This is a genomic window from Pseudomonas sp. 65/3-MNA-CIBAN-0223 (assembly GCF_040310425.1).
Taxonomy (GTDB): Bacteria; Pseudomonadota; Gammaproteobacteria; order Pseudomonadales; family Pseudomonadaceae; genus Aquipseudomonas; species Aquipseudomonas gregormendelii.
The window spans coordinates 195,196-208,707 of record NZ_JBEOPV010000007.1; the positions used below are offsets into that span (position 1 = coordinate 195,196).

Here is a 13,512-nt window from a genome sequence, read left to right on the forward strand (position 1 = left end):
ACGGCGGTTTGCCAAAACGCCGCGACTAGACGACCAATCGTGAGGTGTATATGAGCGCAACCAATGACGACGCCACGCCAGCGTCATATGCCCGCCATCCACTGGGTTTGACGCTCAATGGCCAGGCGCGTCAGCTTGAGGTCCTGCCCTGGACCACCTTGCTGGACCTGCTGCGGGAACAACTGGACCTGATCGGCACGAAAAAAGGCTGTGACCACGGCCAATGCGGTGCCTGCACCGTATTGCTCAACGGCAAGCGGGTGAATGCCTGCCTGACGTTGGCGGTGATGTGCGACGGTGCCGAGTTGACCACTATCGAAGGCCTTGCCGAGGGTGAACAGCTGCATCCGATGCAACAGGCGTTCATCAAGCACGATGCCTTCCAGTGCGGGTATTGCTCGCCAGGGCAGATCTGCTCTGCCGTCGGGCTGGCCAACGAAGGACGGGCCAACAGCCAGGCAGACATCAAGGAGTTGATGAGCGGCAACCTGTGCCGCTGCGGCGCCTACAGTAATATTCGCGATGCCATCGAAGAGGCGCTTCCTGTCTGCCGCGCCAACGCCGGGCAAGGGGGTGGCCAATGAATCCCTTCCAGTACAGCAAGCCTGAATCGGTGCAGGACGCGGTGTATCTCGCCGGTCCCGCATCCCGCTTCATTGCCGGCGGCACCAACCTGCTGGACCTGATGAAAGAAAACGTCACTCGTCCCGAGCACCTGATCGACATCACCGGCCTGCCACTGCGCGAAGTGCGCGAAACGGCTGGAGGCGGGCTGATGATTGGCGCGCTGGTCAGCAATGCCGACCTGGCCTGGCACCCGTTGATCGAACAACGTTACCCGCTGTTGTCCCAGGCGATACTGGCCGGGGCATCGCCGCAGTTGCGCAACATGGCCAGCACGGGTGGCAACCTGCTGCAGCGCACGCGCTGTTATTACTTCTACGATGCCAGCGTGCCGTGCAACAAGCGCGAACCCGGCAGCGGCTGTCCGGCGCGGGACGGGTTGAACCGTATCCATGCGATCTTCGGTGCCAGCGCCCAGTGCGTCGCTACTCACCCGTCGGATATGTGCGTGGCATTGGCGGCACTGGAAGCCGTGGTGCATGTGCAGGGTCGTGGCGGGCCGCGCACGATCGAATTTGCCGACTTCCACCGCCTGCCAGGCGATGCGCCCGAGCGCGACAATCAACTGGCCGACGATGAATTGATCACGAGCATTGAACTGCCTGCCACCGGATTCGCCGACTGCAGCCATTACCTCAAGATTCGCGACCGCGCCTCCTATGCTTTTGCCCTGGTTTCGGTGGCCGCTGCACTGGAGCTGGACGGGCCGGTCATTCGTCAGGCACGCCTGGTGCTGGGCGGCGTGGCGCACAAGCCGTGGCGCGACAAGTCGGTGGAAAACGCCCTGGTGGGCAAGACCGTCAGCCGCGAAACCTTCACCGCTGCCGCCGATACGCTGCTGCGAAACGCCGAACCGCTTGAGCACAACGCTTTCAAAGTCAAACTGGCGCGCCGGGCGATTGTCCGTGCGCTGAGCGACGCCGCGCTGGGAGGGCAAGCTTGATGAATACTTTCACTCAACCGATGGGCCAGCCGCTGGACCGGGTCGATGGCCACCTCAAGGTCACCGGCCAGGCACGGTATGCCGGGGAGTTTCCCGAGCAGGGCCTGCTGCATGGGAGCGTGGTCTCGAGCCCTGTCGCTTGCGGGCGCGTGCTGACGATTGATGCGTCGGCAGCCCTGGCATTGCCCGGCGTCGTTGCCGTGATCGATCATACGAACCGTCCCCAAATAGCCAGCTATGACAAGGATTATGAGGACGCGGACTCCGCCGAAGGCTCACCGTTTCGTCCACTCTACAACGATCAAATCCTCTACAGCGGTCAGCCGCTCGCGCTGGTGATAGCCGACAATCTGGAACTGGCGCGACATGCCGGTTCGCTGGTGCGGATCGAATATGAGAGCGCGGGCCATCAAACCGATCTCCTGTCGATGCAGGGTGAAGCTCATCCTGCGCCCGCCGAGTTGCCCAAGCCCCGCGGGAATTTCCAGGCGGAGTTCGCCGGTGCGGCGCTGAGTCTCGACCTGCACTACAGCACGCCGATAGAGCATCACAACCCGATGGAGCCGCACGCCAGTACCGTGCTCTATCAGGCCGATGGCACCCTGCACATTCACGACAAGACCCAGGGGCCGCAGAACTGTCAGTCCTATGTGCAAAAAGTCTTTGACCTGGAAAAAGAGCAGGTGCGGATTTTCGCCGCCTTTGTCGGTGGTGCCTTTGGTTCGGGCTTGCGTCCGCAATACCAATTGCCACTGGCTGTGATGGCCGCGCTCAAACTCAAGCGTTCGGTACGCGTGACCCTGACTCGCCAGCAGATGTTCACCTTTGGCTACCGGCCTCGCACCTTGCAGCGCCTGCAACTGGGTGCTGCGGCTAACGGCCGTTTGTTGGCCGTGGGGCACACTGCAATCGGCCAGACCTCGCGCTTTGAAGACTTCACCGAGCACGTGGTGGAGTGGAGCGGCATGCTTTATCACTGCGACAACGTGCAGCTGACTTACAAGCTGGTGCCACTGGATGTCTTCACGCCGCTGGACATGCGCGCCCCAGGCGCGGCACTCGGCCTGATCGGCCTGGAGTGCGCCATGGACGAGCTGGCCTGCGCCCTGGCGATCGACCCGGTACAGCTGCGGTTGATCAACTATGCAGAGCGCAACCAGAACGAAGATAAGCCGTACTCGAGCAAGGAGCTGCGTGCCTGCTACGAGCAGGGTGCCGAACGCTTCGGCTGGAACCAGCGCAACCCCGAACCGCGCAGCATGCGTCACGATCGGCAGTTGGTCGGCTGGGGCATGGCCGGGGGTGTCTGGGAAGCCATGCAACAGAAAGCCAGCGCCAAGGCCAGTATCGACCACAACGGCAAGCTGACCGTCAGCAGCGCAACCACTGACATCGGTACCGGGACCTACACCGTCATGACTCAGATCGCCGCCCAGGCCTCAGGTGTTGCGGTGCAGGACGTCACCTTTGTGCTCGGTGACTCTTCACTGCCCACCGCGCCACTGCAGGGCGGCTCCTTTACCGTTTCCTCGGTCGGCACAGCGGTTCAGCAGGCGTGCGCGGCACTGCAGGAAAAACTGCTGGCAGTTGCCCGGCAGACCCATCCGGCATTCGCTGCCGTCACTTCTGAACAGGCCGTGTTCGAAGCCGGGCAGTTGCGTTATGGGGAGTCGCGCACCTCCCTGGCCGAGCTGGTGCGCAGCAGCGGCGAAGCGACCCTGGAGGTCCAGGTGGATGCCGAGCCCGACAAGAAGCGCGAAGCGTACGCCACGGCCACGCATTCGGCGGTGTTCGTCGAAGTATTGGTCGATGAAGACCTGGGCACCGTGAAGGTCAATCGCGTGGTCAGTGCCATCGCCGCCGGCCGGGTGGTGAACCCGAAAATGGCCCGCAGCCAGATCCTCGGCGGTGTGGTCTGGGGGATCGGCATGGCGCTGCACGAGGAAACCCAGACTGATCATGCACTGGGTCGGCACATGAACCACAGCCTCGCCGAATACCACATTCCGGTGAATGCCGACATCGGTGACATCGACGTACTGTTCGTCGAAGAGCACGACGAGATCGTCAATGCCCTGGGTTCCAAGGGCGTGGGGGAAATCGGCATCGTGGGTGTCGCGGCAGCGGTGGCCAACGCGATTTACCATGCCACGGGCAAAAGGGTGCGCGACTTCCCCATCACCCTCGACAAGCTGCTCTAAACCCTGGCCTCTTGCGCCGGTACATGCATGCGGTCGCGGTTGGCCAGGGTCGGGAACAGTTTGATCCAGACCCCGGTCACCACCAGCGTACCGATTCCGCCCATGACCACGGCGGGAACGGTGCCGAACCAGTGAGCTGTGAGGCCGGATTCGAACTCGCCCAACTGATTCGAAGCGCCGATGAACAACCCGTTCACGGCGCTCACCCGGCCGCGCATTTCGTCAGGGGTTTCAAGCTGTACGAAGGAAGCGCGGATGACCATGCTGATCATGTCCGCTGCGCCGAGCACCACCAGTACAGCCAGGGAAAACCAGAATGAGGTCGACAGGCCGAAGGCTATGGTGGCGACGCCAAACACGCCCACCGCCGTGAACATCACCCGGCCAACCTGGCGATCCACGGAAAACCGTGCGAGCCACAGCGACATCAGCAGCGCGCCCACCGCCGGCGCAGAGCGCAACAGGCCCAAGCCCCAGGGCCCGGTCAGCAGGATGTCCTTGGCAAATACCGGTAGCAGGGCGGTCGCACCTCCAAGCAGCACGGCAAACAGATCCAGGGAAATCGCCCCGAGGATGTCCGGTCGACTGCGAATGAAACGAATACCCGCCAATAACGAGTCGAGTGTCGCCTTGCCCTTGTTCAGTGGAGTCTGCCGGGCCGGCAGGTTGAGCATCAGGGCGCAGGCAATGATGTACAGGATAACCGTGGGGCCATAGACCCAGACGCTGCCGAACGCGTACAGCAAGCCGCCCAGCGCGGGAGCGACGATGGTTGCCGATTGCTGCGCCGACTGGGCGGCGGCCACCGCGCGGGGAAACAGCGCGCTGGGCACGATGCTTGGCAGCAGCGCCTGGGTCGTGGGCATTTCGAAGGAGCGGGCGGCGCCCAGCAGGAACGCCAGTATGAAGATCATTTCCCGGGTGACATGCCCGGTCGCACTGCTGATCGCCAGCGCCAGGGCGATCAATGCCTGCAACGACTGACAGAGTGCGGCCACCTTGCGCCGGTCGTAGCGATCGGCGACGTGCCCGGTGTGCAACATGAACAGCACCCGCGGGGCGAACTCCACCAGGCCCACGAGGCCGAGGTCAAGTACGTTGCCGGTGAGCTGGTAGAGATTCCAGCCGATGGCCACGGTCAGCATCTGGAAGCCGCTGGCGGTGAAGATCCGGGCCAGCCAGAACGCGATGAACGGGCGATGGTGACGTAACAGCAAGGGCGGTTGGCTGGGCATCTGGCGGCGTATCTTGAACGGGGATAACGTCGAGACTACCACCAACCTGTAACCAGAAGTTGCAGGCCCGGAAAATTAGTTAGCTAGACACCAATCGCTCAGGCAGTCCCATTCATGTGGGAGCGAGCCTGCTCGCGATGACTGCGTGTCAGTAGAAGACAAAGTGACCTGGCTAACCGCTATCGCGAGCAGGCTCACTCCCGCCACGAATGTGTTACGGCTGATTGCCATGCCTGTGAGGCAACCTGTCACGCGGCAAAAGACCACACCGGTTACCTGCAAAAATGGGACTACTCTTTCAATCATGCTTGATCCAGATCAAAACCTTTCGTGGAGATGATCCGGCGGCCAATTGGCCAGACTCCCTACGTGTGATGCAGGTAAAAAAAGAACGAATTTGAATTCGCCACACTCCATATCCGTGGGGGCAGTGGGTGCAGGCCGCAGGCCTTCAGCCGGAATTACCTGACAGAGGAAGACTTATGTTCGGTTTGGAGGCGCTTGATCTCGCCCGAATTCAGTTCGCGTTCACCATTTCATTCCACATTCTGTTCCCGGCCATCACCATCGGCCTGGCGAGTTACCTGGCGGTGCTTGAAGGCTTGTGGCTGAAAACCAAAAACGACACTTACCGCGATCTGTACCACTTCTGGTCGAAGATCTTTGCCGTCAACTTCGGTATGGGCGTGGTCTCCGGGCTGGTCATGGCTTATCAGTTCGGCACCAACTGGAGTCGTTTCTCGGACTTCGCCGGTGCCGTGACGGGTCCTTTGCTGACGTACGAAGTGCTCACCGCCTTCTTTCTGGAAGCCGGCTTCCTCGGGGTCATGCTGTTCGGCTGGAACAAGGTCGGACGCAACCTGCACTTCTTTTCAACGGTGATGGTGGCCATTGGCACGCTGATCTCAACGTTCTGGATCCTCGCATCCAACAGCTGGATGCAGACCCCCCAGGGCTTTGAAATCATCAACGGCCAGGTGATTCCCACTGACTGGTTTGCGGTCATCTTCAACCCGTCATTCCCGTACCGCCTGGCGCACATGGCAACGGCAGCGTTCGTCGCGACGGCGTTTTTCGTCGGTTCCTCGGCTGCCTGGCACTTGCTGCGGGGCAAGGACAACCCGGCCATTCGCACCATGCTGTCGATGGCCATGTGGATGGCGTTGATCGTTGCGCCCATCCAGGCCGTGATCGGCGATTTCCATGGCCTGAATACGCTCAAGCACCAGCCGGCGAAAATTGCGGCAATTGAAGGTCACTGGGAAAATCATGGCGATGAACCGACCCCGCTGATCCTGTTCGGCTGGCCGGACATGAAAGCTGAAAAAACCAAATATGCGGTCGAAATTCCCTATCTGGGCAGCCTGATCCTCACCCATTCGCTGGACAAACAGGTCCCGGCGCTCAAGGATTTTCCGCCTGAAGATCGGCCCAATTCAACCATCGTGTTCTGGTCGTTCCGGATCATGGTCGGCCTGGGTTTCCTGATGATCTTCACCGGTTTGTGGAGCCTGTGGCTGCGCAAGCGCGACAGGCTGTACACCTCGCGTCCGTTCCTCTATCTGGCACTGTGGATGGGGCCTTCGGGTCTGGTCGCGATCCTTGCGGGTTGGTTCACCACGGAAATCGGCCGCCAGCCTTGGGTGGTCTACGGATTGATGCGCACGGCGGATGCTTCCTCAAACCACAGCTTCATGCAGATGAGCATTACCCTGATCATGTTCGTCGTGGTGTATTTCGCCCTGTTCGGTGCCGGCCTTGGCTACATGATGCGCCTGGTGCGCAAAGGGCCGAAGATCGACGAAGGCAAGGAAACCAACGACGGTGGTCCTGGCAAGCAGCGCACCCCGGCGCGTCCGCTGTCGGCAGCTGACGACAGTGCCGACAACGACCACAGCCTGACCAAGGAGATTTGAGTCATGGGTATTGATCTTCCGCTGATCTGGGCCGTGATCATCATCTTCGGCATCATGATGTATGTGGTCATGGACGGGTTCGACCTGGGAATCGGCATTCTCTTCCCCTTTATCCCGGGCAAGACCGACCGCGATGTCATGATGAACACCGTTGCACCGGTCTGGGACGGCAACGAAACATGGCTGGTCCTGGGCGGGGCCGCCTTGTTCGGCGCCTTTCCCCTGGCGTACTCAGTGGTGTTGTCGGCGCTGTACCTGCCGCTGATATTCATGTTGATCGGCCTGATCTTCCGCGGCGTGGCGTTCGAGTTTCGCTTCAAGGCCAAGGATGACAAGCGCCACCTCTGGGACAAGGCGTTCATCGGCGGTTCGGTGGCGGCCACCTTCTTCCAGGGGGTGGCACTCGGCGCGTTCATCGATGGGTTACCGGTGGTTAACCGGCAATTCGCCGGTGGCTCGCTGGACTGGCTGACTCCGTTCACCCTGTTCTGTGGCGCCGCACTGGTCGTGGCCTATGCGTTGCTCGGTTGCACCTGGCTGATCATGAAGACCGAGGGCAAGTTGCAGGAGCAGATGCATAACCTCGCGCGCCCCTTGGCTTTCGTGCTGCTGGCGGTGATCGGTATCGTCAGTATCTGGACGCCGCTGGCGCATCCGGAAATTGCCTCGCGCTGGTTCACGTTGCCAAACCTGTTCTGGTTCCTGCCGGTGCCGATCCTGGTGCTGGTAACGATGTACGGACTGATTCGTGCCGTGGCGCGCAATGCCAACTACATGCCCTTCCTGCTGACGCTGGTCCTGATTTTCCTGGGCTACAGCGGTCTTGGAATCAGCCTGTGGCCGAACATCGTGCCACCGTCGATCTCGATCTGGGACGCTGCCGCACCGCCGCAGAGCCAGGGCTTCATGCTGGTGGGTACGCTGTTCATTATCCCTTTCATCCTGGGGTACACCTTCTGGAGCTATTACGTGTTCCGCGGCAAGGTCACCCACGAGGATGGCTATCACTAGGGCTACGCGCGTGTGAAAAGCCTGTGGGAGCAAAGCTTGCTCGCGATGGCGTCGATACAGGCGCCATCAACCTAGAATAGGAGGGTAGAAAGTCATGGCCGGTAAACATTCATTGCAGGAAATCGAAGCCGCAGAGAAGAAGCCGCTGTGGCAACGCGTTGGCTGGCTGGCAATGATCTGGGTCGGCAGCGTCGGCGCATTGTTCATCGTCGCCAGCCTGATGCGCATGTTCATGAACGCAGCAGGCCTGAGCACGCATTGAGATGGGCCCATAAAAAAACCTCCTGGAAGGGAGGTTTTTTTTTGCCTGGATTATTTTCGCGCTTTGAGAATCACGAACTTCGGCGTCGCCGCCACCTGTTCGACGCCGCGAAACAGCCGCGCGAGTTTGCTGTGATAGCCCAGGTGACGGTTGCCCACGATGTACAGCGCACCACCGACCACCAGCGCTTCACGGGCCTGTTGGAACATGCGCCAGGCGAGGAAGTCGCCGACGACTTGCTGCTGGTGGAACGGTGGGTTGCACAGCACTACATCCAGCGACTGCGCGGCCTGTTCGGCCAGGCCATCACCGGCGCGCACCAGGACTTCCCGGTCACCTAGCGCTGCGCGCCAGTTTTCGCTCGCCGATTGCACCGCCATGAACGACTCGTCGACCAGCGTGTAGTGCGCCTCAGGGTTCTGCAGCGCGCTGGCGATCGCCAGCACGCCATTGCCACAGCCCAGGTCTGCGACCCGCGCTGTGCCGAGATCGTTCGGCAAGTGCGCAAGAAAAGCCCGGGTGCCGATGTCGAGGCCTTCGCGGCAGAACACGTTGGCGTGATTGAGCAACTCGATGGCCGGTGCATCCAGCTGATAACGGGTCGGGTAGGGCGACACCGCCGCAGGCTTGGGTTCGGCAGTGGCGATCAACAACCGGGCCTTCTTGACCGCCAGCGAGGCCTGTACCGGGCCAATGTAACGTTCGAGCAGATCACCCGCAGCGCGGGGCAGATGCTTGATCATGGCGGCGGCCACCACCTGGGCGCCGGGCGCCAGTTGCCCTTGCAGGCGGATCAGTTGCTCTTCCAGCAGGGCCAGGGTTTTCGGGACCCGGATCAACACCTGATCGAACGGGCCGGCAAAAGACTGATGGGCGGGTACTGTCGGCACTGCATCGAAGGCATGGCCATTGCGGACCAGATTTTTTTCCAAGCCCTGGAATGCCAGGAACGAGTCGCCACTGCTGGTGACCTGAACTTTACCGGCCAGGCTCGCAGCCAGTGCCCCAAAGCTGTCATTAAGCACCAGAACCCGCGTCTGAGCGGCCGGTTGCAGCTGCGCCAGGTGATTGAGCAAGTACTCGTCGGCGGCATCAAATGCCTGCAGCGGTTCATTCGACTGTTCGGGTTGGCGGATCAGGTCGAGGCGGGCGAAGGGTGTTTCGAGCAAAGGCATGGAGTGTGGCTCTTGGTAATCAACGGGGTTCCCGCCGCCAAGGGCCTGTTGCGGGCTGATCCGGCCGAGTGCACTGCGTCATGCGGGAGGGCATGTCATCACTCAGGAAGGACCGCAAATGGTACTTTTTTTTCTTAAGGATTACTCGCGGCATTTTTCAACGAACAGCCGAAGGCGCGAGAAACCCCGCAGTACTCCCTGCAATCAGTGTCCCATGACCATGGACTGCGGGAAAAAAGCTCCACGGTTCTTGCCATGGGTAACATTGCGCAATTGCAATATGCCACTATTGGGTCACGGTCTTCTGCTCTTTCCTTATCGCATCTAGTCCCAGCTTGTGGGGTAGCCGAGGTCCAGCACGTTGCAGGGTGTAGGGTGTAGGATTATTACCTCAGAAGTTTCACTATTATGTCGGCGCAATTACACATATTTCAAACGGTAGGTTCTAAGACAATTTGGATTGTGCAAAGGAGGTTTAGATGCTGCGTTTAATACGAGGCGTGACTAACGAACCGGTTAAACATTCTGTTGGTGCTCCGTTTAAAGCCATTACCCATCGTCGGTGTTTAATTTTGCGTTTTTGCGGGAAACTGCAAGCCTCTGTTTAATGGAGCGACCCATGACTGCCAGTGCAGAAAAATTTACCCGCCAGACCTTGCTCGACGTTCAGCCCCTGACGCCGAACCTGTTCACCTTGCGCACTACAAGGGATCCCGGGTTCCGCTTTCGCGCGGGCCAGTTTGCGCGCCTGGGCGTTACCAAAGCCGACGGCAGCACGGTGTGGCGTGCGTATTCGATGGTCTCCTCGCCCCATGACGAGTTTCTCGAATTCTTTTCCATCGTGGTGCCCAATGGCGAATTCACCAGCGAGCTGAGCCGGCTGGTCAAAGGAGACTCGCTGCTGATAGATCGCCAGGCATTCGGTTACCTCACACTCGATCGTTTTGTGGACGGCCGTGACCTTTGGTTACTGGCCACCGGTACCGGCGTCGCGCCGTTCCTGTCGATCCTGCAGGACTTTGAGGTGTGGGAGCGGTTCGAACGCATCATCCTGGTCTACAGCGTGCGAGAAGCTGCAGAGTTGGCGTATCAGGAGCTGATCGCCGGGCTGGCGCAGCGCGACTACCTGGCCGAGCATGCGCACAAGCTACAGTTCATCCCCATTGTCACGCGCGAGTCTCACGCGGGTGCCCTGAATGGACGAATCACCACACTGATAGAAAACGGCGACCTGGAGGGCGCGGCGGGGCTGACTCTCACGCCGGAACATTCGAGGGTGATGCTGTGCGGCAACCCGCAAATGATCGATGACACGCGTCAACTGCTGAAGCGCAGGGGCATGCACCTGAGTCTCAGCCGCCGCCCCGGGCAAGTGGCGGTGGAAACCTACTGGTGAGAAAACGGCGCCGAAAAGGCGCCGTTTTTCTGGTTATTCCAGGTTCCGCGGCCGCTCGTTCTGCACCTTCAGGAGGTCGCGAATTTCCCCCAGCAACACTTCTTCCTTGGTCGGAACAGGCGGCACGGTCGGGGCAACGGCTTCTTCGCGCTTGAGGCGGTTGATGGCTTTCACACCCATGAAGATCGCGAAGGCGACGATGATGAAGTCGATCACGCTCTGAATGAACTTGCCGTAGGCCAGCATCACGGCCGGGGTGGTTCCCTCTCCAGCCTTCAGGGTGACGGCCAGGTCACTGAAATCAACACCCCCGATCAACAGGCCGAGCGGCGGCATGATCACGTCGCCGACGAACGACGAAACGATCTTGCCAAAGGCCGCACCGATGATGATGCCGACCGCCATGTCGACCACATTTCCCTTGACCGCGAAGGCCTTGAACTCACTGATCACGCCCATTGGTTGATTCCTTGTACGGATTGGTTGGTAGCCGCAGTGTAATTCAGTAATTCGGTTTTTGCTCGAAACGGCTGCTTTAGAGCTTGCCAGCAGTCGACCCGGCTGCCGGCGAAAAGTTTACAAAAACCTCATGATTGTTGGGCGCTCGGCGTGTTTTAGCGAACTACTGTTTCAGTGAGTTACTTCTGAAAGTGCATGTTGGGTTAGTAGATGGTGATTTTCCTTGTTGGCGATGGTGCTGATGTTTTGAGTATTAATTAGGACGCGGCGGATACTGATCAGGAGGTCTGGTACAAGTTAATAGATTGCAGTTGGATGGCAGTCGGGTAACTTGTCCAAAGGCAACTAAGGCTCTCGACTGTTCCGTATTGCTGCGCGCGTATCCGTTCCAGCTGCGCTATCATCCCGGTTTTTGCCGGGAGTCAAGATGGCCAAGGCCAAACGCATGTACGGCTGCACCGAGTGCGGCTCAACTTTCCCCAAGTGGGCCGGACAGTGCGGCGAGTGCGGCGCTTGGAACACCTTGACTGAAACCATGGTCGAGAGCGGTGGGGCGGCACCTCCCAGCGGTCGCACCGGCTGGACTGGCCAGCAAGCGCAAATCAAGACGCTGGCCGAAGTCAGCGTTGAAGAAATCCCGCGGTTCTCCACTGCCTCCAGTGAACTCGATCGAGTCCTGGGCGGTGGTCTGGTCGACGGTTCGGTGGTGCTGATCGGCGGTGACCCGGGGATCGGCAAGTCGACCATCCTCCTGCAGACCCTGTGCAATCTGGCCAAGAGCATGCCGGCGCTGTATGTCACCGGTGAGGAATCGCAGCAGCAAGTGGCCATGCGTGCCCGGCGCCTGGGATTGCCCCAGGACCAGCTACGCGTGATGACCGAGACCTGCATCGAAACCATCATCGCCACGGCGCGGGTGGAAAAGCCCAAGGTCATGGTAATCGACTCGATCCAGACGATTTTCACCGAGCAGCTGCAGTCGGCCCCGGGTGGTGTGTCCCAGGTCCGGGAGAGCGCCGCGTTGCTGGTGCGTTATGCCAAGCAGAGCGGCACGGCGATCTTCCTGGTCGGCCACGTCACCAAGGAAGGCGCGCTGGCGGGGCCGCGGGTGCTCGAGCACATGGTCGACACCGTGCTGTATTTCGAGGGCGAATCCGATGGCCGCCTGCGGCTGTTGCGTGCAGTGAAGAACCGCTTTGGCGCGGTCAATGAACTGGGCGTGTTCGGCATGACGGACAAAGGGCTCAAGGAAGTCTCCAACCCTTCGGCGATTTTTCTCACGCGTGCCCAGGAAGAAGTACCGGGCAGCGTGGTCATGGCGACGTGGGAAGGCACCCGGCCGATGCTGGTGGAAGTCCAGGCGCTGGTAGACGACAGCCATCTGGCTAACCCGCGCCGGGTGACCCTGGGCCTGGATCAGAACAGGCTCGCAATGTTGCTCGCCGTGCTGCACCGCCATGGTGGTATTCCAACCCACGACCAGGATGTGTTCCTCAACGTGGTAGGCGGCGTGAAAGTGCTGGAAACCGCGTCGGACCTGGCGCTGATGGCGGCGGTGATGTCCAGCTTGCGCAATCGTCCCTTGCCCCATGACCTGCTGGTGTTCGGTGAAGTTGGGTTGTCCGGTGAAGTACGTCCGGTGCCCAGCGGTCAGGAACGCTTGAAGGAAGCGGCCAAGCATGGCTTCAAACGCGCCATCGTGCCCAAGGGGAATGCGCCCAAGGAAGCACCGGCAGGGTTGCAGATAATTGCAGTGACGCGGCTGGAGCAGGCGTTGGATGCGTTGTTCGAGTGATTTTTGGCAGTTGGGTCTTCCCTGTGGGAGCGTCAGACTTCAATCAGTGCGCCCAGCTCCCGCTCCAGCTCCTGCGGGTCTCCCAGGTTGAACTCGATCAACCGCCGCAGGCGCTCGATGGATTCCAGGCTGATGTGGCGGCAGACAAACCCCAGTTGGCCGCGCTCCTGATGGGTGAGCTGCACATCCATCTTGATCTCGACCTCATCGGTCAGGTGAATTTCGACGGAAAAATCCTGTTGTGCATCACCCAGCCATGGTTCAGGACGCTCGATCAGCAGCCCCTTGAGTGAAAGATCGATCAGCTTTACTGGCCAGATGGACTGCCCTTGGCCCAGCTCGGTTCTGGCATCGAACGCAATACGTGTGAAGCGGCGGCGTTCGGCGGGTTGCTGGCTCATGGCGCGTTCCTCGAAATGTTTGCTGACTATAGACCCGCAGGGTGCGCGGCCGCCAGCAGGGACATGGCTCTAGACCAATGTCGGGGTATGGCCT

Annotated in this window: 12 protein-coding genes; 8 read left to right on the forward strand and 4 right to left on the reverse strand. The window is 60.3% G+C overall.

The window, feature by feature from the left end; all coding sequences use genetic code 11:
- Nucleotides 1–50 precede the first annotated feature (50 nt).
- Genes AAEZ09_RS10500 through AAEZ09_RS10510 form a run of 3 tightly spaced genes read left to right on the forward strand, consistent with a single transcriptional unit; the run spans nt 51 to nt 3,768 of the window.
- The gene (locus AAEZ09_RS10500; protein ID WP_350599447.1) at nt 51–584 is read left to right on the forward strand and encodes a (2Fe-2S)-binding protein; all 534 of its coding nucleotides are present in this window, start codon (nt 51–53) and stop codon (nt 582–584) included.
- Complete coding sequence (locus tag AAEZ09_RS10505; protein WP_350599449.1) at nt 581–1,567, forward strand: FAD binding domain-containing protein; 987 nt, start codon at nt 581–583, stop codon at nt 1,565–1,567. The genes AAEZ09_RS10500 and AAEZ09_RS10505 overlap by 4 nt, the downstream gene beginning before the upstream one ends.
- Nucleotides 1,567–3,768 (forward strand): xanthine dehydrogenase family protein molybdopterin-binding subunit, encoded by a 2,202-nt coding sequence (locus AAEZ09_RS10510; RefSeq protein ID WP_350599450.1) that lies wholly within the window; start codon nt 1,567–1,569, stop codon nt 3,766–3,768. Before AAEZ09_RS10505 ends, AAEZ09_RS10510 begins: the two co-directional genes overlap by 1 nt.
- On the opposite strand, the gene AAEZ09_RS10515 is transcribed toward AAEZ09_RS10510, so the two are convergent.
- Entirely contained in the window at nt 3,765–5,003 is a 1,239-nt protein-coding gene (locus AAEZ09_RS10515) for an MFS transporter (RefSeq protein WP_205893071.1), read from the reverse strand. The genes AAEZ09_RS10510 and AAEZ09_RS10515 overlap by 4 nt on opposite strands.
- A 482-nt stretch (nt 5,004–5,485) precedes the next feature.
- Between AAEZ09_RS10515 and AAEZ09_RS10520 the strand changes: the two genes are divergently transcribed.
- The 3 genes from AAEZ09_RS10520 to AAEZ09_RS10530 all read left to right on the forward strand — a co-directional run bounded on the left by AAEZ09_RS10520 (nt 5,486) and on the right by AAEZ09_RS10530 (nt 8,192).
- Nucleotides 5,486–6,919: a cytochrome ubiquinol oxidase subunit I gene (locus tag AAEZ09_RS10520; protein ID WP_045059322.1), complete on the forward strand. Its 1,434-nt coding sequence runs from the start codon at nt 5,486–5,488 to the stop codon at nt 6,917–6,919.
- Between the two features lie 3 nt (nt 6,920–6,922).
- Complete coding sequence (cydB, locus tag AAEZ09_RS10525; protein WP_266011892.1) at nt 6,923–7,930, forward strand: cytochrome d ubiquinol oxidase subunit II; 1,008 nt, start codon at nt 6,923–6,925, stop codon at nt 7,928–7,930.
- A gap of 94 nt (nt 7,931–8,024) precedes the next feature.
- Nucleotides 8,025–8,192, forward strand: a complete 168-nt coding sequence (locus tag AAEZ09_RS10530; protein ID WP_350599452.1) for a DUF2474 domain-containing protein — start codon at nt 8,025–8,027, stop codon at nt 8,190–8,192.
- A 50-nt stretch (nt 8,193–8,242) separates the two neighbouring features.
- Here AAEZ09_RS10530 and AAEZ09_RS10535 read toward each other — a convergent pair whose 3' ends face one another.
- Entirely contained in the window at nt 8,243–9,367 is a 1,125-nt protein-coding gene (locus AAEZ09_RS10535; protein WP_350599453.1) for a methyltransferase, read from the reverse strand.
- A gap of 619 nt (nt 9,368–9,986) precedes the next feature.
- On the opposite strand from AAEZ09_RS10535, the gene AAEZ09_RS10540 reads away from it, so the two are divergent.
- Entirely contained in the window at nt 9,987–10,763 is a 777-nt protein-coding gene (locus tag AAEZ09_RS10540) for a ferredoxin--NADP reductase (RefSeq protein WP_205893990.1), read from the forward strand.
- A 33-nt stretch (nt 10,764–10,796) separates the two neighbouring features.
- Here the strand turns inward: AAEZ09_RS10540 and mscL are convergent, their stop codons facing one another.
- Nucleotides 10,797–11,222 carry a large-conductance mechanosensitive channel protein MscL gene (gene mscL / locus AAEZ09_RS10545; protein WP_045059326.1) on the reverse strand — a complete coding sequence of 142 codons (426 nt, stop codon included), beginning with the start codon at nt 11,220–11,222 and terminating at the stop codon, nt 10,797–10,799.
- Between the two features lie 427 nt (nt 11,223–11,649).
- Here mscL and radA point away from each other — a divergent pair, with 427 nt between their 5' ends.
- Nucleotides 11,650–13,017, forward strand: a complete 1,368-nt coding sequence (radA, locus tag AAEZ09_RS10550) for a DNA repair protein RadA (RefSeq protein ID WP_045059327.1) — start codon at nt 11,650–11,652, stop codon at nt 13,015–13,017.
- A 32-nt stretch (nt 13,018–13,049) separates the two neighbouring features.
- Here radA and AAEZ09_RS10555 read toward each other — a convergent pair whose 3' ends face one another.
- Complete coding sequence (locus tag AAEZ09_RS10555; protein ID WP_045059328.1) at nt 13,050–13,418, reverse strand: PilZ domain-containing protein; 369 nt, start codon at nt 13,416–13,418, stop codon at nt 13,050–13,052.
- Nucleotides 13,419–13,512 lie beyond the last annotated feature (94 nt).